The 16,188-nt window shown below is 59.5% G+C and carries 14 protein-coding genes and 2 pseudogenes; 8 read left to right on the forward strand and 8 right to left on the reverse strand.

The features are described from left to right. Window positions 1-180 precede the first annotated feature (180 nt). Window positions 181-1,854, forward strand: a complete 1,674-nt coding sequence (locus J2W17_RS13870) for a putative bifunctional diguanylate cyclase/phosphodiesterase (RefSeq protein WP_307334742.1) — start codon at window positions 181-183, stop codon at window positions 1,852-1,854. A 142-nt stretch (window positions 1,855-1,996) separates the two neighbouring features. Here the strand turns inward: J2W17_RS13870 and J2W17_RS13875 are convergent, their stop codons facing one another. Continuing rightward, window positions 1,997-3,394 (reverse strand): NorM family multidrug efflux MATE transporter, encoded by a 1,398-nt coding sequence (locus tag J2W17_RS13875; RefSeq protein ID WP_307334745.1) that lies wholly within the window; start codon window positions 3,392-3,394, stop codon window positions 1,997-1,999. A 158-nt stretch (window positions 3,395-3,552) separates the two neighbouring features. Between J2W17_RS13875 and J2W17_RS13880 the strand changes: the two genes are divergently transcribed. Continuing rightward, entirely contained in the window at window positions 3,553-4,473 is a 921-nt protein-coding gene (locus J2W17_RS13880) for a LysR substrate-binding domain-containing protein (protein WP_307334747.1), read from the forward strand. 206 nt (window positions 4,474-4,679) lie between these two features. Continuing rightward, window positions 4,680-5,894 carry an aldose 1-epimerase family protein gene (locus J2W17_RS13885; RefSeq protein ID WP_307334749.1) on the forward strand — a complete coding sequence of 405 codons (1,215 nt, stop codon included), beginning with the start codon at window positions 4,680-4,682 and terminating at the stop codon, window positions 5,892-5,894. Window positions 5,895-5,943: 49 nt separating this feature from the next. Here J2W17_RS13885 and J2W17_RS13890 read toward each other — a convergent pair whose 3' ends face one another. Further along, complete coding sequence (locus J2W17_RS13890; RefSeq protein WP_307334751.1) at window positions 5,944-7,440, reverse strand: YifB family Mg chelatase-like AAA ATPase; 1,497 nt, start codon at window positions 7,438-7,440, stop codon at window positions 5,944-5,946. Window positions 7,441-8,233: 793 nt separating this feature from the next. Further along, entirely contained in the window at window positions 8,234-8,698 is a 465-nt protein-coding gene (locus J2W17_RS13895; protein ID WP_307334753.1) for a hypothetical protein, read from the reverse strand. A gap of 256 nt (window positions 8,699-8,954) precedes the next feature. On the opposite strand from J2W17_RS13895, the pseudogene J2W17_RS13900 reads away from it, so the two are divergent. After that, window positions 8,955-9,217: pseudogene (locus tag J2W17_RS13900) on the forward strand (HigA family addiction module antitoxin). A gap of 4 nt (window positions 9,218-9,221) precedes the next feature. Here J2W17_RS13900 and J2W17_RS13905 read toward each other — a convergent pair. After that, window positions 9,222-9,742, reverse strand: a pseudogene (locus J2W17_RS13905) (BRO-N domain-containing protein). A gap of 452 nt (window positions 9,743-10,194) precedes the next feature. After that, window positions 10,195-10,455: an accessory factor UbiK family protein gene (locus J2W17_RS13910; protein ID WP_121733396.1), complete on the reverse strand. Its 261-nt coding sequence runs from the start codon at window positions 10,453-10,455 to the stop codon at window positions 10,195-10,197. 414 nt (window positions 10,456-10,869) lie between these two features. Here J2W17_RS13910 and glnK point away from each other — a divergent pair, with 414 nt between their 5' ends. From glnK to sutA, 4 genes are all read left to right on the forward strand, one after another. After that, complete coding sequence (glnK, locus tag J2W17_RS13915; protein ID WP_002555808.1) at window positions 10,870-11,208, forward strand: P-II family nitrogen regulator; 339 nt, start codon at window positions 10,870-10,872, stop codon at window positions 11,206-11,208. 34 nt (window positions 11,209-11,242) lie between these two features. Further along, on the forward strand, window positions 11,243-12,580 hold the full coding sequence (locus tag J2W17_RS13920; protein ID WP_307334757.1) for an ammonium transporter: 1,338 nt from the start codon (window positions 11,243-11,245) through the stop codon (window positions 12,578-12,580). Window positions 12,581-12,793: 213 nt separating this feature from the next. Beyond that, on the forward strand, window positions 12,794-13,219 hold the full coding sequence (locus J2W17_RS13925) for a secondary thiamine-phosphate synthase enzyme YjbQ (RefSeq protein ID WP_154849247.1): 426 nt from the start codon (window positions 12,794-12,796) through the stop codon (window positions 13,217-13,219). A 102-nt stretch (window positions 13,220-13,321) separates the two neighbouring features. Then, window positions 13,322-13,648 carry a transcriptional regulator SutA gene (sutA, locus tag J2W17_RS13930; RefSeq protein WP_307334760.1) on the forward strand — a complete coding sequence of 109 codons (327 nt, stop codon included), beginning with the start codon at window positions 13,322-13,324 and terminating at the stop codon, window positions 13,646-13,648. A gap of 204 nt (window positions 13,649-13,852) precedes the next feature. Here the strand turns inward: sutA and J2W17_RS13935 are convergent, their stop codons facing one another. The 3 genes from J2W17_RS13935 to J2W17_RS13945 are packed head-to-tail and all read right to left on the reverse strand — an operon-like array spanning window position 13,853 to window position 16,184. After that, the gene (locus J2W17_RS13935) at window positions 13,853-14,560 is read right to left on the reverse strand and encodes an HAD family hydrolase (RefSeq protein ID WP_307334762.1); all 708 of its coding nucleotides are present in this window, start codon (window positions 14,558-14,560) and stop codon (window positions 13,853-13,855) included. Continuing rightward, window positions 14,557-15,456 carry a tyrosine recombinase XerC gene (xerC, locus tag J2W17_RS13940; RefSeq protein WP_307334764.1) on the reverse strand — a complete coding sequence of 300 codons (900 nt, stop codon included), beginning with the start codon at window positions 15,454-15,456 and terminating at the stop codon, window positions 14,557-14,559. Before xerC ends, J2W17_RS13935 begins: the two co-directional genes overlap by 4 nt. Before the next feature lie 2 nt (window positions 15,457-15,458). Then, entirely contained in the window at window positions 15,459-16,184 is a 726-nt protein-coding gene (locus J2W17_RS13945) for a DUF484 family protein (protein ID WP_307334766.1), read from the reverse strand. Between the last annotated feature and the right edge of the window lie 4 nt (window positions 16,185-16,188).

The raw sequence follows: 16,188 nt of genomic DNA on the forward strand, positions 1-16,188 counted from the left end.
CAGCACGCTTTCTCCAATTGCCGGTTTTGTTACTTTCACGCAGGATGCGCGCGGAATTTGCGACTCATGTTCGAAATTCGAATTCATGGCCGCGTGTGACAACAGATGTCATTTGGTCATTGGTGACCGGCGCTGCATAATGCCCGCCGCCTACATCACTGCGAAGTTTAGGGAGCCAGCTTGTCTACGCCTGTCGAACCCTTGCGTTTGCTGCTGCTGGCCGAAGAGCCGGGGTGGGCGGCGTTGTTGCGCGAGTGCCTGGCTCCGATGGGGAGTTCGGCCGTGCTGATCAGCGCGCCGAGCTGGGAGTCGGTCAGCCGTCTGTTCGATGACAGCCGCAGCGCGGTGTTACTGACGATTCCGGCACTTCAGCCTCTACCGGGTCGTTGCAATCTGCCGACGGTATTGCTGCTTGAACATGAGCCGTTGACGCCGCCCGACGGTGTGAGCGACTGGCTGGTGCGCGATCTGCTCGATCCGGGCATGCTGCGCCGTTGCCTGCGCCATGTGCGTGAGCGCGATGTGCTGGAAACCACGCTACGGCGCCTGGCCGAGCAAGACCCGTTGACCGGCATCGCCAACCGCCAAGGGTTCCAGACCTTGCTGGCAGCGCGGCTGGCGGAAAACGAAGGCCGCGGCCTGGCGCTCGGCCACCTCGACCTCGACAACTTCCGTCATGCCAACGACTCCCTCGGTCATCAGGCCGGTGACCGATTGATCCTGCAAGTGGTCGCGCGGCTCAAAAGCCAACTCGAAGCAAGCGACCGACTGGCCCGGTTGGGCAGCGATGAATTCGCCTTGTTGATCGACACCCGTCGCGCGCCCGAACGCGCCGAGTGGATGGCCGAACGCATCACCGAAGCGCTGGCCGAGCCCTATTGGGTCGACGGCGAAAGCCTGTTGATCGGTTCCAGCCTCGGTATCGCCCACGCCCGGGCCCAGGCCGGTGCCGACCCGTTGATGTGGCACGCGCACATTGCCATGCAGCAGGCCAAGAGCACTCAGGGCTGCACCTTTCACGTTTTCAACGAACGCATCAATCGCAATGCCCGCAACATGGCTGACCTCGAAAGCGAGCTGCGCCGGGCCTTGCGTCGCGATCAGCTGGAGTTGCACTACCAGCCGCGGCTGAACCTCGAGGACGGGCGCATCGTCGGCCTCGAAGCCCTGGTGCGCTGGCGGCACGCGGAACGGGGCTTGCTGCCACCGAGCGAATTCGTGCCGCTGGCCGAGCAAAGCGGTCTGATCGTGCCCCTGGGTTACTGGGTGATTTCCCGCGCCCTGCGCGACATGCAGGCGCTGCGCGAACGGGGTTTGCCGGCATTGCACATGGCGATCAACCTGTCGTTCCGGCAGTTCCAGGACAGCCAATTGCTATCGACCTTGAGTCGGCTGATAGCCGAGCGCGGCGTCGAGGCGCAGTGGCTGGAGTTCGAACTGACCGAAACCGCGGTCATGCGTCGCAGCGATCTGGTGAAACAGACCATGGATGCCCTGGGGCGCCTGGGCGTACGCTTCTCCCTCGATGACTTCGGCACCGGATTCTCTTCGTTCGTGCACCTCAACAGCCTGCCGATTGCCTTGCTGAAGATCGACAAGAGCTTCGTCGGCGGCATGGAGCAGCGCGAGGAAAATCGCAAACTTGTGCATGCGATGATCAACCTGGCACACAACCTCAATCTCGAAGTGGTCGCCGAAGGGGTGGAAACGCTGGAGCAGCTGGAGTTGTTGCGCGGATTTGGTTGCGATCAAGTGCAGGGGTATCTGATCAGCAAGCCCTTGCCGTTGGCGGGGTTGGTTGAGTATTTGACGTTTGGCGGCAGCCAGCAGTCGATGATGGATGTGGGGATCTGACGGCCACCGCAACCCAGAGGGTCATGGCGGTGTGAGGGCCGCCACAACCCCTGTAGGAGCTGGCTTGCCAGCGAAGGCGGTAGGTCGACCTATGTTGAATGACACACCGCTTTCGCTGGCAAGCCAGCTCCTGCAAGGGATCTCAGTCGGCCTGGGCGATTTGGAAGTTGGCCCCTGACGCAGGCTCGCGCCGAATCATCCGCTTCATCTTCCACTCAAACGCCAATGTCAAACTCACCGCCGCGCACGCCAACCCCAGCGCCAGGCCCCACCAGACACCGGTCGGCCCCCAGTTCAAATGGAACGCCATCCACCAGGCGGCCGGTGCACCGATCAACCAATAGCAACCCAGCCCCACCAGGAACGTGGTCTTGGCATCCTTGAGCCCGCGGATGCAGCCCATGGCGATGGTTTGCGTGCCGTCGAACAGCTCGAACCATGCCGCCACCGCCAACAGACTTACCGCCAGGTCGATGACCTCGCGAAATGCCGGGTCGTTGTGGTCCAGGAACAGCCCGATCAATTGATTCGGCAGCAGCCAGAAAACCATGGCAAAGCCCAGCATCGCCGCCGCCCCGAAAGCAATCCCGACCCGACCGGCCAGCCGCGCGCTCAACAGGTGCCCCGCCCCGTAGTGCTGGCCGATGCGCATGGTGATCGCATAGGAAAGCCCCGCCGGAATCATGAACGCCACCGAAACGATCTGCAGGGCGATCTGGTGCGCCGCCAGTTGCGTACTGCCCATGGTGCCCATGCACAGCGCCGCGAAGGCAAACAGCCCGACTTCCACCGCGTAGGTGCCACCAATGGGCAGGCCGAGGCGCCACAATTCCTTCAAATACTGTCGGTTAGGCCGCGACAGGCCCTGGCGCAGTGGATAAGCGTCGTAGGCCCGATGCCGACGGATGTGCAGCGCGAGGGCCAGCGCCATGAGGTTGGCAACGATCGCCGTCACCAGGCCGATGCCCACCAGCCCCATTTTCGGCAGGCCGAACATGCCGGTGATCAATGCATAGTTGAGCAGGAAATTGGCCACCGTGCCGGCAAGGCTGATGACCATCACCGGCGTCGCCCGGCCGATGGCGCTGGTGAAACCGCGCAGGGCCATGAAGCTCAGATAGCCGGGCAGGGCGAACGGCAGGATCAACAGGAACTGTCCGGCCGCCTCGACGTTGGTTTCGGTCTGGCCGAACAGCAGCAGCACCGGTTTGAGGTTCCACAGCAGCACACCCGCCACCAGCGCCATCAACCAGGCCAGCCACAAGCCGGCCTGGGTCAGCCGGGCCGCGCCGACGATATCGCCAGCGCCCTGACGGATCGCTACCAGGGTGCCAACCGCCGCAATGACGCCAATGCAGAAGATCGACACGAACGAATAACTGGCGGCACCAAGGCCACCGCCAGCGAGAGCCTCGGGACTCAGGCGCGCCATCATCAAGGTGTCGGTGAGGACCATCAGCATGTGCGCCAACTGCGAGGCAATCAACGGCCCCGCCAGCCGCAGGATGGCCCAGAGTTCAATGCGCGCTGGATGCTGCATGGTCATCACGCTCGATTGTCAGAGTAAGCAGTAAAGCGTCGATTCTCGGCGCTTTGCAGGGATTTCACAAAGGGATAAAAAGGATGGGTGGCATGATTAAAACTCATGCTAAGAAGTTTCTGTTAGCTTCGTCTCATTACGCTGTAGGAGTCTTCCTGATGTCCCGTCGTCTTCCTCCCTTGTATGCCCTTCGCGCATTCGAAGCAGCGGCACGGCATAGTTCATTCACCCGTGCCGCCGAAGAGTTGTCGATCACTCAGAGTGCAGTCAGTCGGCATATCCGTACGCTCGAGGAGCATTTCGCCTGCCGGTTGTTCCATCGCAGTGGGCGCAATCTGCAATTGACCGAGTCCGCGCGGCTGATCCTGCCCGGCATCCGCGAAGGTTTCACGGCCCTGGAGCGAGCCTGCAATACGCTGCGCGCCGAAGATGACATCCTGCGCATGAAAGCCCCCTCCACCCTGACCATGCGTTGGCTGCTGGCGCGGCTCAGCCGTTTCCGGCATCTGCAACCGGGCAACGAGGTGCAACTGACCAGCGCCTGGATGGACGTCGACTCGGTGGACTTCAATCATGAACCGTTCGACTGCGCCGTCATCCTCAGCAACGGCAATTTTCCTCCTGACTGGGAGGCCAGTTTCCTGTTCCCGGAAGAGCTGATTCCTGTCGGCGCGCCGAATCTTCTGAACGATCAACCGTGGGATCTCGCCCGCTTGGCCACTGCCGAGCTGCTGCACCCGACACCGGATCGTCGTGACTGGCGCAATTGGCTGGAGCGCATGGGCCTGGCCGACCAGGTGTCGCTCAAGGGCGGGCAGGTGTTCGACACATTGGAGCTGGGCATGATCGCCGCCGCCCGAGGCTACGGCGTGTCCATGGGTGATCTGTTGATGGTGGCGGAGGACGTTGCCCAGGGACGGCTGAGCCTGCCGTGGCCGACGGCCGTCGCCAGCGGTGAGAATTATTACCTGGTCTGGCCGAAAACCCGCCCCGGCGGTGAGCGTTTGCGCCGCCTCAGCGATTTCCTGCAGGGCGAAGTGCGGGCGATGGAGTTGCCGGACGTCGAGCGTCTGGGCTGAATCGATGCGGTTTTGGTGGTCACACATCTTCAGTTCGCCGCAATTCCCTGTGGGAGCGAGCTTGCTCGCGATGGGATCGCCTCAGCATTCAGGGTTAACTTAAAGCTTCGAATCGACAGGCGATTTTTTTAGTCTGGTGTATAGAGCTTGATGAATCGTTTCAGCAAGGCTATAAAAATGGCACAACTCCAAGAAAGGCTCCTGCCATGACTCCGCTCAAATTCCTGATTAGCCTCGGCGTACTGTCCGCCGCCTCCCACGCCATGGCCTGGGACTACGTCCTGCTCGACACCGACAAGGCCGCCCAGAGCTGGCAAATCACCAGCAAGCAACTCGGGGTAAAAACCGAAAAACCCTTCAGTGTGACCCTGCGCACCTTGCACGGCGGTCGGCAGGAGGGCGTCAGCATCGTCGACATCGATAACGGCACGATGAAACTCTCGGTGGTGCCGACTCGCGGCATGAACGTCCTGCAGGCGTCTGTAGGCAACGTGCGCATGGGCTGGGATTCGCCGGTCAAGGAAGTGGTCAATCCGTCCTTCATCGAACTCAACGGCCGTGGTGGCCTGGGCTGGCTGGAAGGCTTCAACGAACTGGTCACCCGCTGCGGCTACGAATGGGTCGGCCACCCCGGCATGGACAACGGCGAACTGCTGACCCTGCACGGTCGCGCCGCTAATATCCCTGCGAACAAAGTCACCCTGCACATCGACGAAAAACCGCCGTACGCCATCACGCTGCGCGGCGAGCTTAAAGAGCAGGCGTTCAAGAAAGTCGACTTCTCCGTCGCGACCGAATTGGTTACCGAACCTGGCAGTGTGAACTTTAGCCTCAACGATACCCTGACCAACAACGGCGACTATTCGAAGGAATACCAGGCGCTGTACCACAGCAACTTCAGCACCCCATTCCTCGAGCAGGGCGCCCGCTTCGTCGCGCCGGTGAAACAGGTATCGCCATTCAACGACAAGGCCAAAGGCGATCTGCCGGACTGGCAAACCTACCGCGCACCGACCAAGGACTACGATGAAACGGTTTACAACGTGGTGCCCTATGCCGATGCCAAGGGCGATACGCTGACCGTGCTGCACAACAAGGCGGGTAGCCTGGGTGTCTCGGTCGGTTTCAACACTCAAACGCTGCCCGTGTTCTCCCTGTGGAAAAACACCGATACCCAAGGGCAGGGCTATGTCACGGGTCTTGAGCCGGGAACGAGCTTTTCCTACAACCGCCGGTATCAACGGCCACTGGGTCTGGTGCCGACGATTGGGCCGAAGGAGCAGAAGCAGTTCCGGATCAGCTATAGCTTGTTGGGGGATAAAGGTGCCGTGGATCAGGCTTTGAAGCGAGTGAACGAGATTCAGGATGGGCGGGAAACCGAAGTGCGGCAGACGCCGTTGGTGGATCTCACCAAGGGATGACACCTGGACCATTCGATATCTCGGTTCGCTGAAGGCTTCCTCGACTGAACTATTCAGGGCTCGACGGCCTGTATTGAAGCGCCTCAGCCAAATGTTCGCGTCGAATGCCATCGACTTGCTCAAGATCCGCCAATGTGCGCGCGACCTTGAGCAGCCGGTGGGCGGCTCGTAAGGACAAGGTCAAGCGCTCGCAGGCGGTTTCCAGCCAGTTTTCATCGGCTGTGGATAACTTGCAGTGTTTGCGCAGGCCTGGCAGATCAAGGAATGCGTTCGCACAGCCCTGGCGTTTATGTTGCCGCTCTCGTGAGTTAGCGACCAGTTCTGCGGCAGTGGCCGAGTCGTCACCTGGCTTGGATGTGGGATTCAACGCCGTGGCTTCGCGGGCGACGGTCAGGTGCAGGTCGATACGATCCAGCAACGGGCCCGACAGCTTGTTGCGATAACGCTGGACCATGTCCGGCGTGCAGGAACAGCGACCACTCGGTTCGCCAAGATATCCACAGGGGCAGGGATTCATCGCGGCGACCAGCTGAAACCGCGCCGGAAAGCGTACGCGGTCCCTGGCGCGGGCGATCACGATGTGGCCGGATTCCAGTGGCTCCCTCAATACCTCCAATACCTTACGGTCAAATTCCGGGAGCTCATCGAGGAACAGCACGCCATGGTGGGCAAGGGTGATCTCGCCGGGTTGAGGTTTCGAGCCGCCACCCACCAGCGCCGGGCCGGAGGCGGAGTGATGGGGTTGGCGAAACGGTCGCTGCGGCCAATGGCTTAACGGCACACAACTGGCGACCGATTGAATCGCCGCGACTTCCAGCGCCTCGCTTTCTGCCAATGGCGGCAACAACCCCGGCAGACGACTCGCCAGCAGTGTTTTGCCCGTCCCCGGAGGCCCGCTGAACAACAGGTTATGCGCGCCCGCCGCCGCAATCAGCAACGCACGCTTGGCCGCGAGTTGGCCCTGCACTTCGTTCAAGTCGGGATAAGGCTTGCTGGCATGCATCAAGCCATCCGAGATGTAAGGCTCGATGGGCGTATGACCATTGAAATGCGCAACGGCTTCCAGCAGATGATCCACCGCAATCACCTTCAACCCCGACGCCAGACACGCCTCTTCGGCATTGGCCCGCGGCACCAATAATGTCCGTCCAGCCTTGCGCGCGGCCAGTGCCGCCGGCAGCACACCACGAACCGCCCTCACTGCACCGGACAGCGCCAATTCCCCAAGACATTCCACATCGTCCAGCGTCAGCGTCGGCACTTGGACACTGGCCGACAGGATCCCCAGGGCAATCGCCAGATCGAACCGCCCGCCGTCCTTTGGCAAATCGGCGGGAGCGAGATTCAACGTGATACGCCGCGCCGGAAATTGCAGACCCGAATTGATGATCGCGCTGCGCACGCGGTCCTTGCTTTCCCTTACGGCTGTTTCGGGTAAACCGACCATCGTCAGGGATGGCAAGCCGTTGGCCAGATGGACTTCCACGGTGACGGCGGGGGCATCCACGCCAATTTGGGCGCGGCTGTGGACAATGGAGAGAGACATGGTCGTTCCTTGAGCTGACACGAGGACCGCTTCCTGCGGTTTTTTAAGGGTAGTCGAGTGGGAATGCAGTGCCTAAGTAGAGGTTTACAAGACGTATCAGTGACCCGTTTGCAGTACGTCAATTGGCATTATTTAGTCAATGAATTAGTCAGCTATTCGTTGAATAGACCCTCTGCAATTGATAGAATCTGGCCTAGGGCTCTTATAGAGCAGGGGTGTTGAGGTTCACTACGATATTGCCTCAATACTGTGGATGTGCAGGATTCGTGGATCCTGTGGTAGCGGCAACCGGCAACAATGGTTGGCTTTCGACCCCTTCCGAGAGAGGTTTCTCGGACGTGCTAAGCGAGCGCTGCGACTACCAGCCCTGAATACATTGCAAAAAGGCGCCTATGGCGCCTTTTTGCTTTCAGGGTGCCCACATTCATTGCACCCGATTGCGAGTTCATGATTCATTTGTCCTCCGTATTGCTGTCCAGTCAGCTGCACTAGGTGATGGATTGGCAAGCTCCGAAATGGGGCGTTTCACGGAAGATTTACACTTGAAATATTGACTAGAGGTTGGCATTAACGGATCATCATTTTTGAGGACTGCAACTGCGCATTCGTCGGGACTGGGCACCAGCTAAGGCCCCCCCGCATTTTTGGCAGCAGAGAAAGCTGGTTTCTCTGAAGTAGTGACGACGGGCTCGCCTGTCGGATTCTGAACCCAAGGTCGCAAGGCTGGGAGCTAAAGAATCGCTGCGACTACTCCTCAAAATTATCTAAAAGGCGTCCGTTGGACGCCTTTTTTTTATTTCTGATTCGGTATTACTCGTGGTATCTGTCCGACTAGCGTTCCATGTGCACGTTTTTGCGGATACCAAGTCACTACGTAATAACCAAAGCCAGTGACGCGTTCGTGTCTCGGCTCTAGGATCAGTGTTCCCATGGATGTCCTCAATACTGCGATCCGATTTCCGCCGCGCGGCTCTTTGAACTCGCAGTAGATCTGTGCTCCCGGAGCGATCATTTTCGACAGAAGAGCTGCAACCTCGTCGATAGTCTGACAGCCATGTTTGAGTAAGTCGGCCTTATGGGCTTCCCACACGTGTCTCACGCCAAAACCGCTGTTCATTCGGCGATGAATACCTACACGCAGAAAAATCTCCCCTCCAGGCAAGCCGAATTTCGGCATGTTGGGAATAGTGCCAAAGCTAAAACCGCCATCTGGGTGTGGGACTAACGCGTTTTCTTTGAGTTTGAGCAATTCAGACACAAACGAATCCAGAGCCAGAATGGCGGTTGTATAGTGCCGGCCCTGAGGTGAAGTGATGGGTTGGCGAAACGCTCATCTAAGACCAAGGTGAAAAGCGTAAAGGAATCGATGCGTACTGATAAATCAGGCCATGGAGCTATTTTTTGTAGGACCGTTCCTGGATAGATGAAGGACGCCAGTGAAAGGATGGGATGGGCTTGCCTGATGAAAGTTGCCGCTTATGATCACGGATAAATACAGCCTTTAGGAGGCGTAAATGTACGGGATTGGAATGCGCCCGATTCACCCTGGTGAAATTCTCAGTGAGGAGTTTCTGAAGCCTTTGGGCATTACTACCGCGGCTTTGGCTCGCTCGCTTAACGAGCTGAGGCTGAAATTAGCGACGTTGTGGGGCAGCAGAGCGGTGTCAGTGCTGGTCTGGCGAAGAAGCTATCCATGCATCTGAACACCACGCCCGATTTCTGGCTGAATCTGCAATCGACCTATGATTTGCGCACAGCCCGAATCAAGCGTGGTTGAACGGTCAAAGCGATTGCAGCATCCGCGAAGCTCGCTTCCACCACGGCTTATCGACTGTATGTCTTGGCTCCTCACGGTCAGGCAGTATGTACGGTACGTCTTGCAGTCGAATCCACGGCTGATTATTCCAGTGCAGCAAACGCAATGACATCTCGGGCCAGTTCAAACGACTCAGAATCGGGCGTTCGGTTGAGGTGGGGTGCTGGGCGTCTCTGAGGGCTGGCACCACATCGTGGGTCAGCCATTCGCGCAAGGCTCGGTATTCGGGGCAGTAGTGATAGACAAGCAGCGCGTAGACGCCGGATTCGCTGATCAGCAGGGTGTTTTCGATGCGGCCGTGGGTGAGTGTTTTTGCGGTTTGGCGTTGGTCGGGGTCGAGTTTCGGAGGGTTCGTTCGTCGAGGAAGAGGCGCAGCAGTCGGCCGAGGTCGCGGGCGCTGAACCAGGGTTGGTTTTGCAGGAGGAGGGCGTGGAGGTGGAGGTTGTGGCGGGTGAAGACGTGGGGGACTAGATAGTTTTCGTCCATCGTGCAGTTCTCGGGTTCGAATGAAGAAAACTGCCTCTGATCGTCGCCAAACGAAAAGGGTGGCAGCTGTGCGCGGATTGGCGAACCGGTGAAGCCCGAAAACCGGCAGACCCGAAGGTCTCCCACGCAAAGCCGCCATAATTCGAGATGGGAATAATTCCCTGGTTCGAACGTGGTCGCGGTGCGTCGGGGCTTTCCAGGTCGCCAAACCCAGTGCTGAACATTCAGCATTGGGTGAGCTTAGGAACCTGGGCTTTGCGGCGCAATCGGACGGCGGTGGTGATGTTTGTAGGACGTTGCTGAGATGGTTGCGGGGCTTGGGATCAAGAGATCGTCCGAACACGGCCCGAACCTTTGGCAGTTCCTACAGGGGTGGTCTAGCCAATGTGGGGTGGCGGATGACCGAGGTGACCCAATTCGCGAGCAGGCTCGCTCCCACAGGGATTGTGGTGCTACTCGGTTGGCGGGTTGAGCTTGGCTTCCAGCTCGGCCACTTTCGCTTCAAGACTCTCCAGCCGTGCCCGGGTTCGTGCCAGTACGACCATCTGGCTATCGAACTCTTCTCTGCTCACCAGATCCAGTTTGCTGAAACCGCTTTGCAACAAAGCCTTGAACTGGCTTTCGATTTCGCTTTTCGGCAGTGGGTTGTCGCCGCTGAAGAGGCGGGAGGCGGTGCCGCTCAGGGCGTCGAGGAAGTCTTTGGGCGCGAGCATGGGAAATGTCCTGGAAACAATGGCAAGCAGTGTATCACGCAGTGTCTATAGTCAATCCCGACTGCAAGGATGCACGCTTTTCGCGCATGCGGACGGACGGCATCGCACTGTTGTTGTGCGTATTCCGCGGACCCTTCTGGCACAGGGTCGGGTGGTTGCGATCAAGCCATTGAATTCATGGGTTTTTGTGGAGATGGCAAGCTTTCTGCTTAGTCGGTAGTGACCCATGCACTGATGCAGTCGCTGTGACGAATGCAGTGCGCCGAGCGAAACGGGGAGTTTCGCAAGGAGCGGTTAGCTGGCGTCGGACGGGCAGGTAAGGCCGACGATGCGTTACAAAGCCAGGCACTGCGCTTAGACTTGAGTCGGGTTTGTTTTCCTGGGGCAAGTCCACCAATTCGGGAGAGAGTTTTCATGAAGCTAGTCACTGCCATCATCAAGCCGTTCAAGCTGGACGACGTACGCGAGTCGCTGTCCGAGATCGGCGTGCAGGGCATTACCGTTACTGAAGTCAAAGGCTTCGGGCGGCAGAAGGGTCACACCGAGCTGTATCGCGGCGCGGAATACGTGGTCGATTTTTTGCCCAAGGTGAAAATCGATGTCGCCATTGACGACAAGGATCTGGATCGGGTTATCGAGGCGATAACCAAGGCGGCCAACACCGGCAAGATCGGTGACGGCAAGATCTTCGTGGTCAATCTGGAACAGGCGATTCGCATCCGTACCGGCGAAACCGATACCGACGCAATCTAAGCCGCCACAAACCCAACGCCCCAGGAGAAACAATATGACTCTGCGTAAATTCGCAGGGCTAGGAGCCCTGTTGTCCCTCGTAATGCCCAGCCTGGCCATGGCGGCAGACGAAGTGGCGGCCCCAGTCCTCAATTCGGGTGACACTGCCTGGATGCTGACCTCGACAGCCCTCGTGCTGTTCATGACCATTCCCGGCCTCGCGCTGTTCTACGGCGGCATGGTTCGGTCGAAAAACATTCTTTCCGTGATGATGCAGTGCTTCGCCATTACCGGTCTGATCAGCATTCTGTGGGTCATTTATGGCTACAGCATCGCGTTCGACACCACCGGCATGGAGCAGGGCGTCGTCAACTTCAACTCGTTCTTCGGCGGCATGGGCAAGGCGTTCCTCGCCGGTGTCACGCCTTCGAGCCTGACCGGTCCCGCGGCGCTGTTTCCCGAGGCGGTCTTCATTACCTTCCAGATGACGTTCGCCATCATCACTCCGGCGTTGATCGTCGGTGCTTTCGCCGAGCGGATGAAGTTCTCCGCCATGCTGATCTTCATGGGCATCTGGTTCACCCTGGTGTACGCACCGATCGCGCACATGGTCTGGTCCGGCAACGGCGGCCTTATGTGGGACTGGGGCGTGCTCGACTTCGCTGGCGGCACCGTGGTGCATATCAATGCCGGTATTGCCGGTCTGGTCTGCTGCCTGGTGCTGGGCAAGCGCAAAGGCTTCCCGACCACCCCGATGGCGCCACATAACCTCGGTTACACGTTGATGGGCGCTGCCATGCTGTGGGTCGGCTGGTTCGGTTTCAACGCCGGTTCCGCTGCAGCGGCCAACGGCACTGCCGGCATGGCGATGCTGGTCACCCAGATCGCCACCGCCGCTGCCGCAATGGGCTGGATGTTTGCCGAGTGGGTCACCCACGGCAAACCAAGCGCACTGGGTATCGCCTCGGGCGTGGTAGCAGGTTTGGTCGCCATCACGCCGGCTGCAGGCACCGTGGGCCCGATGGGCGCGCTGGTGATCGGTCTGGCGGCGGGCGTGGTGTGCTTCTTCTGCGCCACCACCCTGAAACGCAAACTCGGCTATGACGACTCCCTGGACGCCTTCGGCGTGCACGGTATCGGCGGTATCCTCGGCGCGATCCTGACCGGTGTATTCGCCGCTCCGGCCCTGGGTGGTTTCGGCACCGTGACCGATATCGGTGCACAGGTCTGGATCCAGCTCAAGGGTGTGGGTTTCACCGTGATCTACACCGCGATCGTCACCTACATCATTCTCAAGGTGCTGGACGCCGTCATGGGTCTGCGTATAACCGAAGAAGAAGAGGCTGTCGGCATCGATCTGGCACTTCACAACGAGCGCGGCTACAACTTGTAAGAACGCGCATAAAAATTTGCCCGGCTTGCCGGGCATTTTTTTGTCTGGAGTTTGTCAGTGAAGGAACAGCTGAAAGGTTTTTTCGTACAAGTTTCGAGGCGTTTACGCAGCGGGTTTTTGTGCGGCCAATGGCTTACATGATTGAAGGAATATTAGGGCCTTTGTTTTTTCCCAGAGCGCGCTAGAATGCGCCCCGAACGTGCGGAGAACTGTATGTGGCAACAGACTCTGATTACCTTGAGGGCGAGGCCCCGGGGCTTTCATCTGGTAACGGACGAGTTACTCGCCGGCCTGCCTGAAATAAAGGCATGTCGGGTCGGTCTGTTGCATTTGTGGCTACAGCATACCTCGGCGTCGTTGACCATCAATGAGAACGCCGATCCGGCGGTACGTCGCGACTTCGAACGATTTTTCAATCGTCTGATCCCACAAGGAACGGACGACTATGAACATAACGACGAAGGCCTGGACGACCTCCCGGCGCACTTCAAGGCCAGCGTGCTTGGCTGTCAGGTCAGCTTGCCGATTCAGGCAGGCCGATTGGCGCTAGGGACCTGGCAAGGCGTTTATCTGGGCGAGCACCGTGATCATGGCGGTGCCCGTAAAGTCCTCGCCACCTTGCACGGTGAAGGGGAATAGGCCGTTGGACATCAACGGCGGTTGAATTTTTTCCGGCAGCCGTCGACAGACGGCAAAGCTGGGCTATAACTAATCTGCTTTTCGCAAGTCATGAGGTAGAACATGAGCGACGATGATCTGGAAAACGACGACCTCGAAGTAGGCGACGACGACGAAACCGAAGAAGGCCTTGAAACGGCGGCAGAAGACGTCGCTGAAGACGACGATGGCGGTGATACGCCCATCCCGACTGCCAAAGGCAAGGCCAAGGCTGCGGTGTCGGTCGATGAGCTGCCAAGCGTCGAAGCCAAGAACAAGGAACGCGATGCCCTGGCCAAGGCCATGGAAGAGTTTCTTGCGCGCGGCGGCAAGGTGCAGGAAGTGGAGGCTAATGTGGTCGCCGATCCTCCCAAGAAGCCTGACAACAAGTACGGTAGCCGGCCTATCTGAGCGCCTGCCTTGCTTGCTGAAAAAGCCCGCCGTCGCTGCGGGCTTTTTCATGGGTGGACAACTGCCAGAGCCTGGCGCAATCCCTTGTAGGAGCTGGCTTGCCGGCGAAGGCGGTGTGTCAGTCGATACATGTATTGACTGGGAGGCCGCCTTCGCCGGCAAGCCAGCTCCTACAGGGGTTTGCGGTGTTAGTTGGGTTGAGTTTCAGGCCGAGCCGGCATTCCACCGTGCCAGCAACGCCGGCAAATCGCTCAGGCTGCGAATCTCCGCGTCCGGCAAGCGATCCGCTTCCCAGGCTTTACCCGTCGGGTTGAACCAGATCGCCCGCAACCCCGCCTGCTGGGCACCCGCGATGTCATCCCCCGGATGGTCGCCAATATGCACCGCCGTGTCGGCGGTCGCGCCACCGCGCTGCAACGCCTCATGAAACAGACGCGCATCGGGTTTGGCGATGCCGATGTCTTCGGCGCACAGGGCAAACTTGAAGTAATCGGCCAGCCCTAATCGGCGCACATCGGCGTTGCCATTGGTGACCACGCCCAAGGCGTAGTGCCTGGCCAGGGTTTCCAGTGTCGGTTCGACTTCAGGGAACACTTCGATCTGATGCCGAGCATGCAGAAACACTTCAAAGCTCTTGTCCGCCAGGTCTGAAGCCTGACCATGGTCGTAGCCGGCCTCTTCCAGCGCGTGAAACAGCACCCGCCGACGCAGGGCGCTGATGCGGTGCTTGAGGCTCGGTTCACTGCTCAGAATCCGTTCACGAATGGTCCACAAATGCTCCACCGGTAGCGCGCCCAGATTGGGTGCGTGCTCGGTCAGCCATTCACGCAAGATGGCTTCGGCGCTGACGATCACCGGCGCGGTGTCCCACAGGGTGTCGTCGAGGTCGAAGGTGATCAATTTGATGGTCATGAATCATCGCCTTTAATGCGTTTGGCCCGTGGATGGGCGCTGTCGTAGACCGTCGCCAAGTGCTGGAAGTCCAGGTGGGTGTAAATCTGGGTGGTCTTGATGTCTGAGTGGCCGAGCAGTTCTTGGACCGCTCGCAGATCCTGTGAGGATTCCAGCAAATGGCTGGCAAAGGAATGCCGCAACATGTGCGGGTGCAGATTTTGCCCCAGCTCGCGTTCGCCAGCAGCCTTGACCCGTACCTGAATCGCCCGGGGGCCGAGGCGACGGCCTTGCTGGCTGACAAACACGGCGTCGTCCGGCGGATTGGCCATGGCTCGCAACGGCAGCCACTGTTCCAGTGCTTCGCGCGCTTTCTTGCCGACGGGCAACAACCGCGTCTTGCTGCCCTTGCCGAGCACCTGGACCATCCCGTCGGCCAGATCCAGCTGATCGAGATTGAGCCCGGTCAGCTCGGAAAGGCGCAGTCCCGAAGAATAAAACAACTCCAGGATCGCCTGGTCCCGACGCGCCAGAAAATCATCTTCCACCGCACCTTCCAGCAATTGCAACGCGCGGTCGGTATCGAGGGTTTTCGGCAAGCGGCGTTCGCCCTTGGGCGGTGCCAGACCGTTGGCCGGATCGTGGTCGCAAAGACCTTCGCGGTTCAAATAGTGATACAGCCCGCGCACCGCCGAGAGTAGCCGCGCCAGGCTGCGGGACGATTGGCCCTGGGCGTGCAAACGGGCGATCAGGCTGCGCAGGCGCTGGATATCCAGGGCGGCCCAGCTGTCGATGTTCTGTTTGACGCACCAGACCAGCACTTTGTCGAGGTCGCGACGGTAGGCGTACAGCGTATGGGGGGACACCTGTCGCTCACTGCGCAAGTGTTCGCAGTAAGCGTCCAGTTGCCGTTCCACGATCAGCGCACCGAGCGCAGGGAGCTGCTGACCCGTGGCAGCACGCGGCCCATGACTTCGGCGATATAGCTCAAAAACAGCGTGCCCACCGAGCTCTTGTAGTGCTGCGGATCGCGGCTGGCGATGGCCAGGACGCCATGGATGCCTTGATGGCTGATGGCGACGACCGCGGTGGAGCCGATCTGCTTGCGTTGTTCTTCGCCGAACAGGAAATCCAGTTCATGCTCACGCAGGCTGCCGCTGATGCTCTTGTCTTCCGAGAGCAGGCCGCCGATGGCCGTCTGTGCCTCTTCATGGGTCACCCAGCGGCCGACCGGCATCGGGTTGTCACCCAGCAGGATCAAGCTGACAAAGGGCACCTGGAAGTCCTGGCGCAGGCTGTCTTCGACGCTGATTACCACGTCTTCGAGGCTGGTGGCGTCCATCAGCGCGAGAATCAGGCGGCGGGTCTTGTCGAACAGACGGTCGTTGTCGCGGGCCACGTCCATCAGGTGCGACAGGCGATGACGCAACTCGATGTTGCGGTCGCGCAGGATGGTCATCTGGCGTTCCACCAGCGACACGGTGTCGCCGCGCTGGTGGGGAATGCGCAAGGCCGGGAGCAGTTCTTCATGCTCGACGAAAAAATCCGGATGAGTCTCCAGGTACGCGGCAATCGCCGCCGCCTCAAGGCTTTCGGAAGGGGATTCGTCGGGCTGTAGGGCGGGAACCTGAGGCTTATCTTTCATGGAT

The sequence above is a fragment of the Pseudomonas lini genome, from assembly GCF_030812475.1.
Classification (GTDB): domain Bacteria; phylum Pseudomonadota; class Gammaproteobacteria; order Pseudomonadales; family Pseudomonadaceae; genus Aquipseudomonas; species Aquipseudomonas lini_A.